This is a genomic window from Hypericibacter sp., assembly GCF_050729195.1.
In the GTDB taxonomy this organism is placed as follows: Bacteria; Pseudomonadota; Alphaproteobacteria; order Dongiales; family Dongiaceae; genus Hypericibacter.
In genome coordinates, this window is record NZ_JBOHKS010000034.1 from 1 (window position 1) to 13,303 (window position 13,303).

The 13,303-nt window shown below is 66.6% G+C and carries 23 protein-coding genes; all 23 read left to right on the top strand.

Features of this window, described 5'->3' with window-relative positions; all coding sequences use genetic code 11:
* On the top strand, nucleotides 1–212 hold a 212-nt coding region (locus ACREE8_RS02525), incomplete at its 5' end, for a hypothetical protein (protein ID WP_431571406.1).
* A complete protein-coding gene (locus ACREE8_RS02530) occupies nucleotides 209–496 on the top strand; it encodes a hypothetical protein (protein WP_431571407.1) in 288 nt (95 codons plus the stop codon). The genes ACREE8_RS02525 and ACREE8_RS02530, both read left to right, overlap by 4 nt.
* Nucleotides 496–726, top strand: a complete 231-nt coding sequence (locus ACREE8_RS02535; RefSeq protein ID WP_431571408.1) for a hypothetical protein — start codon at nucleotides 496–498, stop codon at nucleotides 724–726. Before ACREE8_RS02530 ends, ACREE8_RS02535 begins: the two co-directional genes overlap by 1 nt.
* Entirely contained in the window at nucleotides 726–1,040 is a 315-nt protein-coding gene (locus ACREE8_RS02540; RefSeq protein WP_431571409.1) for a hypothetical protein, read from the top strand. Before ACREE8_RS02535 ends, ACREE8_RS02540 begins: the two co-directional genes overlap by 1 nt.
* Nucleotides 1,033–1,233 carry a hypothetical protein gene (locus tag ACREE8_RS02545; protein ID WP_431571410.1) on the top strand — a complete coding sequence of 67 codons (201 nt, stop codon included), beginning with the start codon at nucleotides 1,033–1,035 and terminating at the stop codon, nucleotides 1,231–1,233. The genes ACREE8_RS02540 and ACREE8_RS02545 overlap by 8 nt, the downstream gene beginning before the upstream one ends.
* 13 nt (nucleotides 1,234–1,246) lie before the next feature.
* Nucleotides 1,247–1,642, top strand: a complete 396-nt coding sequence (locus tag ACREE8_RS02550; protein ID WP_431571411.1) for a hypothetical protein — start codon at nucleotides 1,247–1,249, stop codon at nucleotides 1,640–1,642.
* Between the two features lie 76 nt (nucleotides 1,643–1,718).
* Nucleotides 1,719–2,219 (top strand): hypothetical protein, encoded by a 501-nt coding sequence (locus ACREE8_RS02555; RefSeq protein WP_431571412.1) that lies wholly within the window; start codon nucleotides 1,719–1,721, stop codon nucleotides 2,217–2,219.
* Nucleotides 2,220–2,221: 2 nt separating this feature from the next.
* Nucleotides 2,222–2,677 carry a hypothetical protein gene (locus ACREE8_RS02560; RefSeq protein WP_431571413.1) on the top strand — a complete coding sequence of 152 codons (456 nt, stop codon included), beginning with the start codon at nucleotides 2,222–2,224 and terminating at the stop codon, nucleotides 2,675–2,677.
* Nucleotides 2,674–2,916, top strand: a complete 243-nt coding sequence (locus ACREE8_RS02565) for a hypothetical protein (protein WP_431571414.1) — start codon at nucleotides 2,674–2,676, stop codon at nucleotides 2,914–2,916. Before ACREE8_RS02560 ends, ACREE8_RS02565 begins: the two co-directional genes overlap by 4 nt.
* 76 nt (nucleotides 2,917–2,992) lie before the next feature.
* Nucleotides 2,993–3,133 (top strand): hypothetical protein, encoded by a 141-nt coding sequence (locus tag ACREE8_RS02570; RefSeq protein WP_431571415.1) that lies wholly within the window; start codon nucleotides 2,993–2,995, stop codon nucleotides 3,131–3,133.
* 6 nt (nucleotides 3,134–3,139) lie between these two features.
* Entirely contained in the window at nucleotides 3,140–3,547 is a 408-nt protein-coding gene (locus ACREE8_RS02575) for a hypothetical protein (RefSeq protein WP_431571416.1), read from the top strand.
* Nucleotides 3,544–3,840 (top strand): VpaChn25_0724 family phage protein, encoded by a 297-nt coding sequence (locus ACREE8_RS02580; protein WP_431571417.1) that lies wholly within the window; start codon nucleotides 3,544–3,546, stop codon nucleotides 3,838–3,840. The genes ACREE8_RS02575 and ACREE8_RS02580 overlap by 4 nt, the downstream gene beginning before the upstream one ends.
* 11 nt (nucleotides 3,841–3,851) lie before the next feature.
* Nucleotides 3,852–4,388, top strand: coding sequence for a phage protein Gp27 family protein (locus tag ACREE8_RS02585; protein ID WP_431571418.1), 537 nt, complete (start codon nucleotides 3,852–3,854; stop codon nucleotides 4,386–4,388).
* Entirely contained in the window at nucleotides 4,385–6,043 is a 1,659-nt protein-coding gene (locus ACREE8_RS02590; protein WP_431571419.1) for a hypothetical protein, read from the top strand. Before ACREE8_RS02585 ends, ACREE8_RS02590 begins: the two co-directional genes overlap by 4 nt.
* On the top strand, nucleotides 6,043–7,539 hold the full coding sequence (locus tag ACREE8_RS02595) for a DUF935 domain-containing protein (RefSeq protein ID WP_431571420.1): 1,497 nt from the start codon (nucleotides 6,043–6,045) through the stop codon (nucleotides 7,537–7,539). Before ACREE8_RS02590 ends, ACREE8_RS02595 begins: the two co-directional genes overlap by 1 nt.
* 1 nt (nucleotide 7,540) lies before the next feature.
* Entirely contained in the window at nucleotides 7,541–7,801 is a 261-nt protein-coding gene (locus tag ACREE8_RS02600; RefSeq protein ID WP_431571421.1) for a hypothetical protein, read from the top strand.
* Entirely contained in the window at nucleotides 7,786–9,045 is a 1,260-nt protein-coding gene (locus tag ACREE8_RS02605) for a PBECR2 nuclease fold domain-containing protein (RefSeq protein WP_431571422.1), read from the top strand. The genes ACREE8_RS02600 and ACREE8_RS02605 overlap by 16 nt, the downstream gene beginning before the upstream one ends.
* A 372-nt stretch (nucleotides 9,046–9,417) precedes the next feature.
* Nucleotides 9,418–9,720 carry a hypothetical protein gene (locus ACREE8_RS02610; RefSeq protein WP_431571423.1) on the top strand — a complete coding sequence of 101 codons (303 nt, stop codon included), beginning with the start codon at nucleotides 9,418–9,420 and terminating at the stop codon, nucleotides 9,718–9,720.
* 60 nt (nucleotides 9,721–9,780) lie between these two features.
* Nucleotides 9,781–10,191, top strand: coding sequence for a hypothetical protein (locus ACREE8_RS02615; protein WP_431571424.1), 411 nt, complete (start codon nucleotides 9,781–9,783; stop codon nucleotides 10,189–10,191).
* 1 nt (nucleotide 10,192) lies between these two features.
* Nucleotides 10,193–10,633, top strand: a complete 441-nt coding sequence (locus ACREE8_RS02620; protein WP_431571425.1) for a hypothetical protein — start codon at nucleotides 10,193–10,195, stop codon at nucleotides 10,631–10,633.
* A gap of 138 nt (nucleotides 10,634–10,771) precedes the next feature.
* Nucleotides 10,772–11,905: a hypothetical protein gene (locus ACREE8_RS02625; protein WP_431571426.1), complete on the top strand. Its 1,134-nt coding sequence runs from the start codon at nucleotides 10,772–10,774 to the stop codon at nucleotides 11,903–11,905.
* A gap of 3 nt (nucleotides 11,906–11,908) precedes the next feature.
* Complete coding sequence (locus ACREE8_RS02630; protein WP_431571427.1) at nucleotides 11,909–12,286, top strand: DUF2190 domain-containing protein; 378 nt, start codon at nucleotides 11,909–11,911, stop codon at nucleotides 12,284–12,286.
* A gap of 38 nt (nucleotides 12,287–12,324) precedes the next feature.
* Nucleotides 12,325–13,260 carry a phage capsid protein gene (locus ACREE8_RS02635; RefSeq protein WP_431571428.1) on the top strand — a complete coding sequence of 312 codons (936 nt, stop codon included), beginning with the start codon at nucleotides 12,325–12,327 and terminating at the stop codon, nucleotides 13,258–13,260.
* Nucleotides 13,261–13,303: the final 43 nt, after the last annotated feature.

Consider the following 13,303-nt stretch of genomic DNA (forward strand, 5'->3'; position numbering starts at 1 on the left):
CGAAGGATCCGTTGAAGCTGAGTCTGCCCAGCCGGATGGCCGGAAAGACCGCGGCGGGCGCGCTGGCCGAGGTGGAGCGCACCGGGCATTTCATCCAGCTGCTCGCCAGCTTCATCGTCTGCCCGACCCGCGAGCGCATGGCGCGCTTCATGACGGCGCTGGAGGACTATCAGGCCGAATGGATCAGCCGCCGATCGGGAGAGCCAAAATGAACGAGGGCGAGCTGCAGATCAGCCGTATCACCGGCATCATCACCAAGCACGCTGGAACGACGACTGGGGTTCCCCTCGCGCTGGCCGCCATGCCGGAATTGATCCTGGAGATGAACAAGGCCGCCCTCGCTCAGAGAGTGGAAGGCTACAACGCCGGCATGGTCGCCGGCTGGGACATGGCAGTGCGCGAGGTCCGCGACCGACTGGAGGAGCCCGAGCAGGTTCGGGACCGGCGCATAGCGGTCAAGCAGGCCGCGATCGCGCGCGGCCAGGGGCCGGGCTGATGGCGAGACGGAAGACCTACCCCGTCAAGCTGACGGCGTCCCAGCTGGGCACGCTGTTCGCGGTGGTGTCGGCGCGGCGCTCGGATGCGGCCGTCGCGCTGCGCCTCGACGACGGGCGGCTGACGATCGAGCAGAAGGTCGACGCCGCCATGACCGTCTCGGGCTATGCGGCGATCCTCGACGCGATCGACATGGCCGCGCCGGAGCTGGCGGATCTGAGGGTGCGGTGATGGCGTGGTACCGCACGGATGACGGCAAGGGCGTCATGCACATCAAGTTCGATCGCCGGGGCGAGAAGAACAAGCCCAAGCCCTGCCTCGCGCCCTTCGAGCTGGACGACAAGACGGCCTGCCAGCGGATGAGCGCCTTCCTCTGCGACTGGCCCGTCGGCAACGGCAAGACATGCGACGAACCGATCTGCGCCACGCATGCGTTCGAAGTCGGTCCCGATCGCCACTATTGCCCGCGACACACGCGGGAGCATCTCGACCGGACGACGCCGCTGGATCTGGCGAGCGGTCGCAAGGAGGCAGCCCATGGATGATCGGCAGTGCTTTTGCCCGCCCGACAGCTGCTCCTTCAATCTCACCGCCGGCACGACCGATCTCAACGTCGGCTGCTTCTGCCGACGCCGAGCCGCGTTCGCGCGCCAGGCCGCCGCGCGGCCGGTCGTGGCGCTCACACCGGGGCCGGCGACGGCAATTCGGCCCAACCATTACGGCGGAGACACGCCGTGAGCGAGCAAGGCTGATGGCTGAGGATCTCTCCGAGCTTCCCCCGATCCTGCGTCGGATCGCCGAGGCCTGCGGGCTCGGCGTCGCGCTGCAGCTCGGCGACCAGTTCGGCGGGATCCCGGTCTATATCCCGAAGGAAGCGGCCGAAGACTGCGTCCTGGTGCGCGCGATCGGCGCCGAGGCCGTGGCGAAGATGATCAAGGAATTCAACTCGGGCCATCTGGAAATCCCGCTCGGTCCGTTCGGCAATCGCAAGCGGGTCTGGCGGGCGATCCGGCAGAACCTGCGGGAAGGCCGCTCCAACACCAAGACGGCGCGCGCGGTCGGCGTTCACCAGCGCACTGTCAGCCGGCACCGCGGCCGCGTCGACGATGATCTTCCGCTGTTCGATCGGGTTTCGAAGGACGATTGAACGGCGCCTGAGGCGCGGTCGAACCAGACAAATGTCTTGGCGCCATAGCGGCAGGCCCGCGACGACTATCGCGGCCATGCTCGACCCCCGTCAATTCCTGCGGTTTGTGATCCGTCCGGCCCTCGACGCCATGCAGCTGGGCGGGGCTTCGGCCGAGGTGCTGCTGCTGGGCACGGGGCTTGCGGAAAGCAACCAGCTGACGAGCCTGCGCCAGATCGGGAAGGATGGTCGCGACGGGCCGGCGCGCGGCCTCTTCCAGATGGAGCCCGCCACCCATGACGACATCTGGGACCGCTATCTGAACCCCAGCGTCGCGCGCATCGACCTCGTCTATAAGGCCTGCGGCATCGGCGAGAATCGCGGCTCCGATATGCTGATGTGGAACCTGCGCTACGCCGCCGCGATGACGCGCTTCCACTACCTTCGCGTCGCCGAGCCGATCCCGGCCGCGCACGACGCCGAGGCCATGGCGCAGTACCACAAGCGCCACTACAACACCGCGCTCGGCAAGGCCGACCCGGCGCGGAACGTGCAGCATTTCCTGTTGGCCAATTCCATCGTCGGTCAAACGAGGTAACGATGTTCCGTCTCCGCAGCTTCATCTATGACGCCTTCGTGGCGCCGCTCCGACTCGTCGTGCTGTTCTTCATCCTGGGCCTGACGGCCCAGGTCTCTGGCTTCCGCGCGCTCGCGCGCGTGATCCTGCGCCCGCGCCTGGCGCCGGTCTTCGCCTGCGTCTTCGCGCTCGTGACTCTCTGCCTGCTATCCGCTGCGGCTTATGCTGCCGACATCGCAACCGCGACCGTTGCAGTGGCTGGGACCAGCATCCTGACCACCGTCCTGATCGCGATCGCCGCACAGGTGCCCAGTCTGATCGGATCGGGCTGGGCGCTGTTCAAGGCCTACGCGGCTCACTCCGAGGCGACCTGGGATGACTGGACGGTGGCTGCCGTCGAGAAGACTTGCCGCGGCGTTCTCGAAAAATCCGGTTGGACCTTGACGCCGCCCCAAGCTGGGCCGGCCAAGGGTCCGTGACGCAGGGCCTCATCGCGCTCGGCCTGCTCGTCGCCTTCATCGCGATTCTGGTGGGGGCGGCGATCTGGCTGATGCGCAAGGGCGAGGCGTCGGGCAAGCGCGAAGTGCAGACCGACCTCGTCACGCAGCAGAATGAACGGCTTCAGCAAGGGGCAAAGATCGATGCGAAATCTGTCTCGACCGACCAGGCCACGGACATCGCGCGCAAGCTGTCTCGCCGCGACACTCCTGGCGGTTAGCGTCTGCGCCGTTCTGGCGCTGGGCGCCTGCACGCCCAGCCTCGTCATCGCGCCGGAGGATCCGGGCTTCCCCCGCATGAGCCCCGAGCAGGTCGAGGCCGAGGCTGCGACCGTCGCCGAGAAGCCCGTGCTGGGAGAATGGTGGACGCGGTTCATCAAGGCCTGGTGCAAGGCCGATGGCCTCACCGCGGCCGAATGCGCCCCCGACGCGAAGTAGACCAGCATGCAGGGCATCGACTGGAACGCGGCGATCTTCTGGCTGATGGCGCTGCAGGCGCTCGCGACGCTGGGGGTCGTGGTGCATTCCTGGTTCGATCAACGCCGGCGCGTCAGCAAGAAAGAGATCAAGGCCGTGGCGGATGAAGCTGCGGCCCGCGCGGCCGCGATCGAGAAGCGGATCGACGATCACAGGCAGAGGCTCACCACGGGCGAATCACGGTTCCAGCGCATCGAGGATCATCTCGGGCGGTTGCCTACGAACGAGGCGATCGGGCGCGTCGAGCTGGCCATGTCCGACCTGTCTGGCGAATTGAAAGTGACGAACCAGCGGCTCGAAGGTCTCGAAGGGCTTCACGAGCTGATGCGCGACCAGTTCAACCGGATGGACGAGTTCCTGCGGAAGACCAAATGACCAGCTACATCGATCACCTGCGCGAGCACTGGCGGATCACCATCCTGCGCGTCCTGGAACAGGCGCCCGGCTACCGGGGCAACGACAGCGTCCTGCACCAGGCGCTCCATGCCATGGGCCATGTGACGACACGCGACCAGGTCAAGTCCGAGCTGACCTGGCTGCAGGGCCAGGGCTACATCACCGTCGAGACGATGGGGTCGCTCATGGTCGCGACCATCACCGATCGCGGCCGCGATGTGGCGCTGGGCAATGAGATCGTGCCGGGGGTCAAGCGGCCCGGCCCGAACTGAGGCGCCGGCACATGGCACGGCCATCCACCATCGACAAGCTGGACCCCAAGCTGCGCGGGCTGATCGGCGAGCTGCGCGACAAGGGCCATACTATCGACGAGATCCTGACGAAGCTCCGGGAGCTGGATGTCGATGTCTCCCGCTCGGCGCTGGGGCGCAAGGTCAAGCAGATCGACTCCATCCGGGAGATGCTGAAGCACTCCCGCGACGCCGCCGAATCGATCATCAAAGCGCTGGGCGACGGGCCGGAGAATAAGACCGGCCGACTCAACATCGAGCTCATGCAAGCCCTGATCATGAAGCTCATGGTCAACGAAGAAGGCGGCATCGCCACACTCGACGCACAGGAAGCAAACTTCGCCGCTGGCGCCATCCAGAAGCTGGCCCAGGCCGGCAAGCTCGACGTCGATCGCGAGGCGCGGATCCGCAAGGACTTCGCGAAGAAACTCGACGAGGTCGAGGCCGAGGCGGTGAAGGCCGGCGAGAAGGGCCTCTCGGCCGAGCGCATCGCCCAGCTGCGCAAGGAGTTCCTGGGGGTCCCCGGATGAACGCCCAGGTCGAGCCGCCGCGATCGCCGGTCGATCTGATCTCCACCGGCGCGCTTCCGCCGGCGGACCTCGATCCGCTGGCCGCCGGCATCCTCATGAAGCATCAGCGCGACTGGGCCGAAGACCAGTCCCCGCTCAAGCTCGCCGAGAAGGGCCGGCGAACCGGCATCACCTTCGCCGAGGCGCTGGATTCCACGCTCCATGCCATGGCCGCGCGCAGCGCCGGCGGCGACAACACCTGGTATATCGGCGACACGAAGGACAAGGGCCTGGAGTTCGTCCGGGTCTGCGCGCATTTCGCGAAGACCGTGGCGAAGGAGCTGCTGGAGGTCGAAGAGTTCGTCTTCGACGACACTCAGGACGATGGCACCAGCAAGCAAATCAGCGCCTACCGGATCCGCTTCGCCTCGGGTTTCCAGATCGCCGCCCTGTCGAGCCGGCCCGCCAACATCCGCGGCCTGCAGGGCCGGGTCATCATCGACGAGGCCGCCTTCCACCCGAATGTCCGTGCCGTCATCGACGCCTGCAACGCGCTCCTGATCTGGGGCGGCGTGATCCGCATCATCTCGACGCATAACGGCGCGACCAATCCGTTCGCCGAACTGATCAAGGAAACGCGCGCCGGCAAATACGACTACAAGATCCACCGCATCACCTTCGACGATGCCGTCGACAACGGCCTCTATGAGCGCGTCTGCCTCATGAAAGGCTGGACCCCGACGCCGGCTCTGAAGGCCGAATGGTATGGGCGGATCCGCAAGGCCTACGGCACCCGCACCGAAGCAATGCGCGAGGAGCTGGACGCCATCCCGCGCGAGGGCGATGGCGTGGCACTGCCGCTGGCCTGGATCGAAGCCTGCAGCTCGGCCGACTATTCGGTCAAGCGCTGGGCGCCGCCCGCCGCCAACTTCGTCGATTGGCCCAAGGCTCTGCGCCGCGACGAGATGAGGACCTGGCTGGTCCGGGAGGTCCTGCCGATCCTGATCACCATGCCAAGCCTCGCCGCCGCGATCGGCGAGGACTTCGCCATGCGACAGGACCGCACCTCCATCGTCGTCGGTTACACCGACCAGAAACTCGTCCGGCGCGTTCCGCTGATCGTGGAGCTGCGGTCCTGCCCCTACGACCAGCAGCGCCAAGCCCTATTCTGGATCATCGGGCAGCTGCGCCGCTTCAACAGGGGCGTTCTTGACGCCAACGGCAATGGTATGGCGCTGGCTCAGGAGGCGCGGCAGAAGTTCGGCGCCGATCGCATCATCGAGCTGATGCCCAACGATGCCTGGCTGCGCGAGTTCGGCCCGAAGTTCCGCGCGGCCTTCGAAGGCAGAACCATCGTGATCCCCGCCGACCTCGATGTGCGCGATGACCTGCGGCAGCTCCGAGAGATGAGCGGCGTGATCAAGATGCCACGAGACGTTCGAGAGGTTGGCACCGACGGCGGGCGCCGTCATGGCGACTCCGCCGTTGCGCTGATGAATTTCCACGCGGCCACGATCGTGGAGGTCGTCCCGCTGGAATTCACCGCGGCTGGTCCGCGCGCCAGCTCCATCAGAATGCCGGGCGGAGGCATTGACGGGCCTGGTGGCGACAACATCGACGAAGATCACGGCTTCGGCACGGTGCGTGGCCAGACCGATATGGGAGGCTTCATCTGATGGCGACTGACGCAAACACCAAGCCCTTCATCGGAGAGATCGCGACGTCAGGCGGCGGGCGCGACATCACGCGCGGCTTCGTCACGCCGGGACCGATCCAACCGACAGACCGCCTGCTGCAGGCCAAGGGCTACGACTACCAGCTCTATGAGCAGGTTCTGTCCGACGACCAGGTCAAGGCGACATTGGAGCAACGACGGCACGCCGTCGTATCGAAGGAGTGGGAAGTGCTGCCCGGCGGCACCTCCGCGCAAGACAAGGCCGCGGCCGAGTTCCTGTCCGAGCAGCTCAAGCGCATCCGCTGGGACATGGTCACCAGCAAGATGCTCTTCGGCGTTTTCTACGGCTACGCGGTCGGCGAATGCCTCTGGGCGCGCGATGGAGCGAACATCGTTCTCGATGCCGTGAAGGTTCGCCGCCAGCGCCGCTTCCGTTTCGACAACGAGGGGAAGCTGCGCCTGCTGACCATGTCCCAGCCGCAGGGCGAGATCCTGCCGGAGCGGAAGTTCTGGACCTTCGCCACGGGCGGCGACAACGACGACGATCCTTATGGCCTCGGGTTGGCGCACTGGCTCTACTGGCCGGTGCTGTTCAAGCGCAACGGCCTGAAGTTCTGGCTGATCTTCCTCGACAAGCTGGCGATGCCGACGCCGAAGGGCGAGTACGGCCCGGGTGCGACGCCCGACGAGAAACGCAAGCTGCTCGAAGCTCTTGTTGCCATCACGACCGATTCCGCGATCATCGTGCCGGAGGGCATGAAGATCGAGCTGCTCGAAGCCGCGCGATCGGCAACCCCCGACTATGTGACCCTTCACGACAAAATGAATGCCGCGATCTCCAAGGTGGTGGTCGGGCAAACGATGACGACCGACGACGGATCCTCGCAATCTCAGGCGAAGGTCCACATGGACGTCCGCCAGGACCTGGTGAAGGCCGATGCGGACCTGGTCTGCGAGTCCTTCAACATCGGTCCGGCCCGCTGGCTGACCGAATGGAACTTCCCCGGCGCTCAGCAGCCTCGCGTCTACCGGCGGATCGACGACGCGCCCGATCTGGTGGCTCTCTCGGACCGCGACAAGACAATCTACGATATGGGCTTCAAGCCCACGCTCAAATACATCCAGGACACCTATGGCGGCGAGTGGTCGGAGAAACCGGCGGTGCCTTCGCCGTTCAACGGCCGCCCCGCGGCTCCGGCTCCAGACGGCACGGCCACGGCGCTCGCTGAGGCCTCCGCGGCGAACAGAGACAGCATCGACGAGCTGATCGGCAGCATCGATGGTTGGGAGAAGATCCTGACGCCCCTGATCGATCCCATCCGCAAGCGCCTCGATCAGGCGACCTCGCTCGAGGAAGCCAGGGATATGCTGCTCACCGTGCTGGCCGAGATGACGGACGCCGATCTGGAGAGGTTGCTGGCGCAGTCGGTTTTCGCGTCGCGGCTGGCCGGCGAGACGGGCGCGCCGATCGACGATCAAACAGCGCCCGGGCAGTGACATGGCGGATGAGAAGGAAGCAGCGGGCGAGCCTGCCTCGCGCATTGTCGAGCTGCCGGCCTCGTCCAGCTGGTCGCCGGAACAGGCGCTGGCGGCCGCGGCCAAGGTCGATTGGGCGGATCTCGTCATCGCCGGCCATAACGAGCGCGGCGACCTCAAGATATTCACCTCGCGTGTCGGTCCCGGCGACGAGCTGCTCATCGCCAAGGAAATCGAACTCGACGCCATGGGGATCGGGATCGCCGAATGGCCGTCGAGCTGAAGCCATTGCCGCCCCAGGAGGCGGTGAATTTCTTCGAGAAGAAGGGCTACAGGCTCGGCTTCGCCTGGCAGGACGTTTGGCAGGAGGAGCATGCCCGCGCCTTCACCGTCGCGAAGGCGATGCGCTATGACATCCTCGAAGACATCCGCGGCGCCGTCGACAACGCGATCCGCAACGGCACCACGCTCGACCAGTTCCGCAAAGACCTGACGCCGCTGTTGCAGTCGAAAGGCTGGTGGGGACAGCAGACGATGACGGATCCGCTCACCGGCGAGAGCAAGCGGGTGCAGCTCGGCAGTCCGCGGCGGCTCAAGATCATCTTCGACGTGAACATGCGCACCAGCTACGCGGCCGGCCGATGGGAGCGCATCGACCGGCTGAAGGGGCGCAGGCCCTATCTGCGCTATACGGCGGTGAAGGACGATCGCACGCGGCCCCTGCACCGCGCCTGGCACGGCACGGTGCTGCCGGTCGCGGACGCCTGGTGGAATACGCACTATCCGCCGAACGGCTGGCGCTGCCGCTGCAGCGTGCAGCAGCTGAGCGACGCAGACCTGAAGCGCTATGGCTTCAAGGTCAGTCCGTCGGCGCCGCCCTCGCCGATGCAGGCCTGGCGCAACCCGCGCACCGGAGAGATCACCGAGGTGCCGCGCGGCATCGACCCCGGGTTCGGGTACAATGTCGGCAAGGCGCATCTGCGCGGCCTGGTGCCGCCGCCGGAGAGCGGCACATTGCCGGCGCCGTTCATCGGACCGCCGGCCGCTGTGGCCATGCCGGATCCGCGCGAGGCGCCGGCGAGCCGCCTTCTGCCTGCCGGCCTGACACCCGAGGAATATCTCGATCGCTTCCTCGCCGAGTTCGGCGCGGCGCGCGGCAAGGCCATCGTGTTCCGCGATGCGCTCGATGAGCCGGTCGTCATCGGCGAGGAGATGTTCCAGGACCGCAACGGCGTGCTGAAGATCACGAAGCGCGGTCGCGAGCGGTCGCTGTTGCTGATTGCCGACACGATCAAGCGGCCCGACGAGATCTGGCTCCAGTGGGAGGAATATCCGAAGGGCCGCTTCACGCTGCTGCGGCGCTACATGGCGCGCTGGCAGATCGAGGGGCAGACGCAGCCGGTGTTCGGCCTCTTCACGATCAGCAAGCCCGGCTGGTCGACGGTGACCGCCTTCACGCCCGATCAGCTGCGATACCTGGAGAAGCAGCGGGGCGGCCAGCTCGCCTACCGGCGACCGGAGGCCTGAGGCCCCAAAAGGAACCGCCCGGCGCTAGGCCACCGGGCGTTGTCCTCGCGTCCTAGAAGCAGGCTCTAGCCGTCGGCGCGGGATGACCCCTCGAATCTGGCCCGGCCAGGGCCGCCGGTCAACCTCCCGGAAAACGCCCGCCAAGGGCCTTCCAGGGGCCTGGGGTGCCCCCGTCCTAGCCGGGAGAGCCTCACCCCGTTTAAAACCCCGTTTAAAAGGCCGGCAAACCCCTATTGCCGGGCAGTGGAGACCCGCCGGTTTGAGACTTTGCGGCCGGGCGGTCTTGACGGCCGCCCCGGGTGGCCCTATATATTAGGACCACAGGCAGGGCGTTGGGTCCGCCGCAACCAGGGCATAGGAGGCCCGGTTATCATGATCACCAATCTCAAATTCCATTTCGACTGCCGCAGCTTTGCCGATCGCGAGGCCGCCGCCGAACGCGCGCTCGATGTCGCCGTCGCCAACCTGGAGGCCCATGGGTACGACAGCAACGAGGCAGTGGCTGCGCTCTATACCCAGGTCAATGCCGACCGCGAGGCCAATGTCGCCTCGACTGCCGAGCGGCTCTGGAGCCTGGCGGAGATCGCCGGTTTCGAAAGCGAGTTCCCGACACCGGCCCAGCGCGAGAGCTACTGTGTCAACGGCGGCGCCATCAGCCTCGATGTGATCGGCTGACGACCCTCGCTTCTGCCGCGCCAGGTAGGGGCGGCAGCGGCGAGGACCGGCGGAGGAGTCATGGACGCGTTCCAGAAGGCCAAGCGACGGGTTGAATCCTTTATCGCGGAATTCGGCACGCCGCCGCGCGACATCGTCATCACCCGCTATGCCAGCGAGGCGGCGTTCCTGCGCCATCACCCAGTCGAGAGCTATGAAGCCCACCTGCGACAGCGCGCCGCCCTTGTCGAATGGCTGACCCAGCGCGGCATCGACGTGAAGGATTACGACGTCGCCGGCGGCGAGGAATTCCCACCCGCGTCGCCGCCCGATCTCGCGGAAAAAGGCGCAAGGAGGCGAACCGGATTCCTCCGTCATGGCGATCCCTATCGCTTAGGTCTCTCTATAGGTGCCTATCCGGGCCAGCCACAGACGAATGCTCTGGGGTGGATGGTCCTCTGGCTCGGCGGGTCTCGAAAAGGCGAGGATTGACATGCGCGACGACGAAGCCGCGCGGCGACGCCAGAGGCTCGCGGAGATTGGCGCCGCGCTCCATGGCGAGCGATGGCAGACGGCGCTGGCCGAGGACCTCGGCATGGCCTCGCGCCATATGCGCCGGCTGGTCGATGGGACGCGCGCGATCACCGATCCCATCCTGGCCGATGCGGAGCGGCTGCTCGCACGGCGCCGTTCTGAGCAGACCCTCCAGGAGATCGACCGGCTGGCGGCCGAGCAAGGCGCGCCGGCGGAAATCCGGCTGACCGAAGGCCGCGACGCCGTCGGCCGCCAGGCGACGCAGCTCCTCGCCGAGGCGCTGCGCGCCCGCGGCATCGTGGTCGAGATCGTGAAGATCGGCCCAGGCGGCGATCCCGCCGAGCGCGGAGCGAAGGCGGCCTCGACCGCCCCGCAGCCCTTGCCGAAGGGCCGCGCCTAGCAAACCCTTCCATCCTCGCCTAGGCGGACCCCGGACAATTGTCCGGGCTCAATGCCCCGACCCTCGCCTCTACGGTCGCCGAAATCCCCGCCAGACGCAAACGCGGCTGCGGATTTCACCCCAGGAACGGCGACGACATTGAACTCGATCGAGATCCTGAAGCCCGGCACCTTTGTCGCGATGAGCGGCCAGAAGGTGACTTTCGCCGATGCCGATCTGGCTGCCGCGGCGTCGGCCTACGACCCCGCGCTGCATGAAGCCCCGATCGTCGTCGGCCATCCCGTGCATGACGGCCCGGCCTATGGCTGGGTCAAGGGCCTCAAGATTGAGGGCGGCCGCCTGGCGGCCAACCCCGACCAGGTCGACCCCGCGTTCGCCGAGCTGGTGCGCAAGGGGCATTTCAAGAAGGTCTCGGCGTCGTTCTACGAACCGACCTCTCCCAACAATCCGAAGCCCGGCAGCTGGTACTTGCGCCATGTCGGGTTCCTCGGCGCTCAGCCGCCCGCTGTGAAGGGGCTGAAGCAAGTTTCGCTCTCGGAGATCGAGGCTGGCGTCGTCGAGCTGGCGGACGGTTGGGACACCGGCTCGATCGGCGGAATGCTTCGCGGGCTCCGCGATTGGATCCTGGCGCGCTTCGGCCAGGAAGATGCCGACAAGGCGCTGCCGGGCGACGCCATCGATTATCTGCTGCAGTCAGCGGGCCGCGAGCAGCAGAAGGACATGACGGCGCCGAGCGCATCGTTCGCCGAGCCGGCCTCGCAACCCAAGGAGACTCGTGTGAAGACCACCCAAGAGCAGGCTGCGGCCGCCGCTGCAGCGGCGGCGGACACGACCGCTGCCAATCCGAATGACGAGGCTTTGCGTACCGAGCTGGCCGAGAGCCAGCGCCGCATCGCCGACCTCGAAGCCACGAATCGCCGCGCCGACGACGGCCGCTTCCTCGACGCGCTGATCGATAAGGGCCGTGTGCTACCGGCTCAGCGCGCCGCTCTCGTCGCCTTCATGTCGTCGCTGACCGAGCAGGGTACGGTCGAGTTCGCGGAAGGCGACAAGACCGTGAAGAAGGCGCCTCGCGATTTCTTCCGCGAATTCCTGTCGACGCTGCCGGCGCAGGTCGATTTTGCCGAGCGTGCCGGCGGCGAACATGGCGAGCCCGCCAGCGATGCCGTCGCGCTCGCCGAGCAGATCCAGGACGTGCAGGCGGCGGCGGCGGCGAAGGGCCGTACGCTCTCGCCCAGCGAAGCCCTGGCCAACATCAAGAAGGGACGCTGATCCATGACGACCAGGATCCAGACCAAAAGCTTCAAGGCCGGCGGTGCGATCTCCAACTATCGCATCGTGAAGAGCGGTGCCAATGACGGCGAAGTGCTTCAGGCTGCTGCGGCGGCCGACTTCCTCATGGGCGTCGTCGACCAGCCGAGCGGCGTCGCCAGCGGCGACCGCGTCGATGTCGTGTTGCAGGGAATCGTCGAGATCGAGTTCGCCGGCGTCGTCACGCGCGGCGGACCCGTTACGTCCGACGCCAACGGCAAGGCCGTCGCGGCCGCCCCCGGCGCCGGCACCAACAACCGCGTCATCGGCTTCGCCATGAATACGCAGGCCGCCGGCGACATCGGCGACGTGCTTCTCAGCCAGCACACGATGCAGGGCTGATCGGGCTAGCCGACTAAACCCCTCTCAGGAGCTTCTCGATGTCTCAGGCGCCTTTCCCGATCCAGCCGGAACTCACCGGCATCGCGATCGCCTACAAGAACAACCGGCTGATTGCGGACGACGTCCTGCCCCGCGTACCGGTTGGCGTGCAGCAGTTCAAGTGGTGGCAGTACAATATCGCCGAGGGCTTCTCGGTTCCCGACACCAAGGTCGGGCGCCGCGGCGCTCCCAACGAGGTCGAGTTTTCCGCGACCGAGCAGGCCGGCAGCACCAGCGACTACGGCTTGGACGATCCCGTGCCGCAAGCCGACATCGATAACGCGCCCAAGGGCTACGATCCCCTCGGTCGCGCCGTCGAAGGCGTGACGGATCTGATTGGGCTCGACCGCGAGGTCCGCGTCTCGGGCCTGGTGTTTGCGAACGCCAGCTATCAGGCCGCCAACCGCACGACGCTTGCGGGCACCTCGCAGTGGTCCGACTTCGTCAACTCCAATCCGATCAGCGCCATTATGGGTGCGCTGGATACCCTGCTGATCCGTCCGAACACGATGGTTCTCGGCCGGTCGGTGTTCACCCAGCTCGCTCAGCATCCGAAGATCGTCAAGGCGGTCCTGGGCAATGCCGGCGACAGCGGTGTCGCTACCCGCGAGAACATCGCGCAGCTCTTCGAACTCAACAAGGTGATGGTAGGCGAGAGCTGGCTCAACACCGCGAAGAAGGGCCAGGCGGCCACCTATGCTCGCGTGTGGGGCAAGCACGCCTCCCTGCTCTACATCGACCCGCTCGCCAACCCGCAGTCCCAGAGCCGTGTCACCTATGGCTACACGGCGCAGTGGGGCACGCGCATCGCGGGCTCGATGCCGGACAGCAAGATCGGCCTGCGCGGCGGTCAGCGCGTTCGCGTCGGCGAGAGCGTCGCCGAAGTCATCGCATCGATCGACGCCGGCTACTTCTTCCAGAACACTGTCGTGTAATTCCAGGCCCTCTAGATGGGCCATTCAGCGCCGCGGACGGACC

What these genes read in the sequence shown, in the direction of transcription:
- ACREE8_RS02575 (WP_431571416.1), top strand. Translation starts at nt 3,140, where the DNA reads ATGCAGGGCATCGACTGGAACGCGGCGATCTTCTGGCTGATGGCGCTG.
- ACREE8_RS02630 (WP_431571427.1), top strand. Translation starts at nt 11,909, where the DNA reads ATGACGACCAGGATCCAGACCAAAAGCTTCAAGGCCGGCGGTGCGATC.
- ACREE8_RS02530 (WP_431571407.1), top strand. Translation starts at nt 209, where the DNA reads ATGAACGAGGGCGAGCTGCAGATCAGCCGTATCACCGGCATCATCACC.
- ACREE8_RS02635 (WP_431571428.1), top strand. Translation starts at nt 12,325, where the DNA reads ATGTCTCAGGCGCCTTTCCCGATCCAGCCGGAACTCACCGGCATCGCG.
- ACREE8_RS02605 (WP_431571422.1), top strand. Translation starts at nt 7,786, where the DNA reads ATGGCCGTCGAGCTGAAGCCATTGCCGCCCCAGGAGGCGGTGAATTTC.
- ACREE8_RS02540 (WP_431571409.1), top strand. Translation starts at nt 726, where the DNA reads ATGGCGTGGTACCGCACGGATGACGGCAAGGGCGTCATGCACATCAAG.
- ACREE8_RS02615 (WP_431571424.1), top strand. Translation starts at nt 9,781, where the DNA reads ATGGACGCGTTCCAGAAGGCCAAGCGACGGGTTGAATCCTTTATCGCG.
- ACREE8_RS02595 (WP_431571420.1), top strand. Translation starts at nt 6,043, where the DNA reads ATGGCGACTGACGCAAACACCAAGCCCTTCATCGGAGAGATCGCGACG.
- ACREE8_RS02620 (WP_431571425.1), top strand. Translation starts at nt 10,193, where the DNA reads ATGCGCGACGACGAAGCCGCGCGGCGACGCCAGAGGCTCGCGGAGATT.
- ACREE8_RS02580 (WP_431571417.1), top strand. Translation starts at nt 3,544, where the DNA reads ATGACCAGCTACATCGATCACCTGCGCGAGCACTGGCGGATCACCATC.
- ACREE8_RS02555 (WP_431571412.1), top strand. Translation starts at nt 1,719, where the DNA reads ATGCTCGACCCCCGTCAATTCCTGCGGTTTGTGATCCGTCCGGCCCTC.
- ACREE8_RS02550 (WP_431571411.1), top strand. Translation starts at nt 1,247, where the DNA reads ATGGCTGAGGATCTCTCCGAGCTTCCCCCGATCCTGCGTCGGATCGCC.
- ACREE8_RS02545 (WP_431571410.1), top strand. Translation starts at nt 1,033, where the DNA reads ATGGATGATCGGCAGTGCTTTTGCCCGCCCGACAGCTGCTCCTTCAAT.
- ACREE8_RS02610 (WP_431571423.1), top strand. Translation starts at nt 9,418, where the DNA reads ATGATCACCAATCTCAAATTCCATTTCGACTGCCGCAGCTTTGCCGAT.
- ACREE8_RS02535 (WP_431571408.1), top strand. Translation starts at nt 496, where the DNA reads ATGGCGAGACGGAAGACCTACCCCGTCAAGCTGACGGCGTCCCAGCTG.
- ACREE8_RS02585 (WP_431571418.1), top strand. Translation starts at nt 3,852, where the DNA reads ATGGCACGGCCATCCACCATCGACAAGCTGGACCCCAAGCTGCGCGGG.
- ACREE8_RS02570 (WP_431571415.1), top strand. Translation starts at nt 2,993, where the DNA reads ATGAGCCCCGAGCAGGTCGAGGCCGAGGCTGCGACCGTCGCCGAGAAG.
- ACREE8_RS02560 (WP_431571413.1), top strand. Translation starts at nt 2,222, where the DNA reads ATGTTCCGTCTCCGCAGCTTCATCTATGACGCCTTCGTGGCGCCGCTC.
- ACREE8_RS02600 (WP_431571421.1), top strand. Translation starts at nt 7,541, where the DNA reads ATGGCGGATGAGAAGGAAGCAGCGGGCGAGCCTGCCTCGCGCATTGTC.
- ACREE8_RS02590 (WP_431571419.1), top strand. Translation starts at nt 4,385, where the DNA reads ATGAACGCCCAGGTCGAGCCGCCGCGATCGCCGGTCGATCTGATCTCC.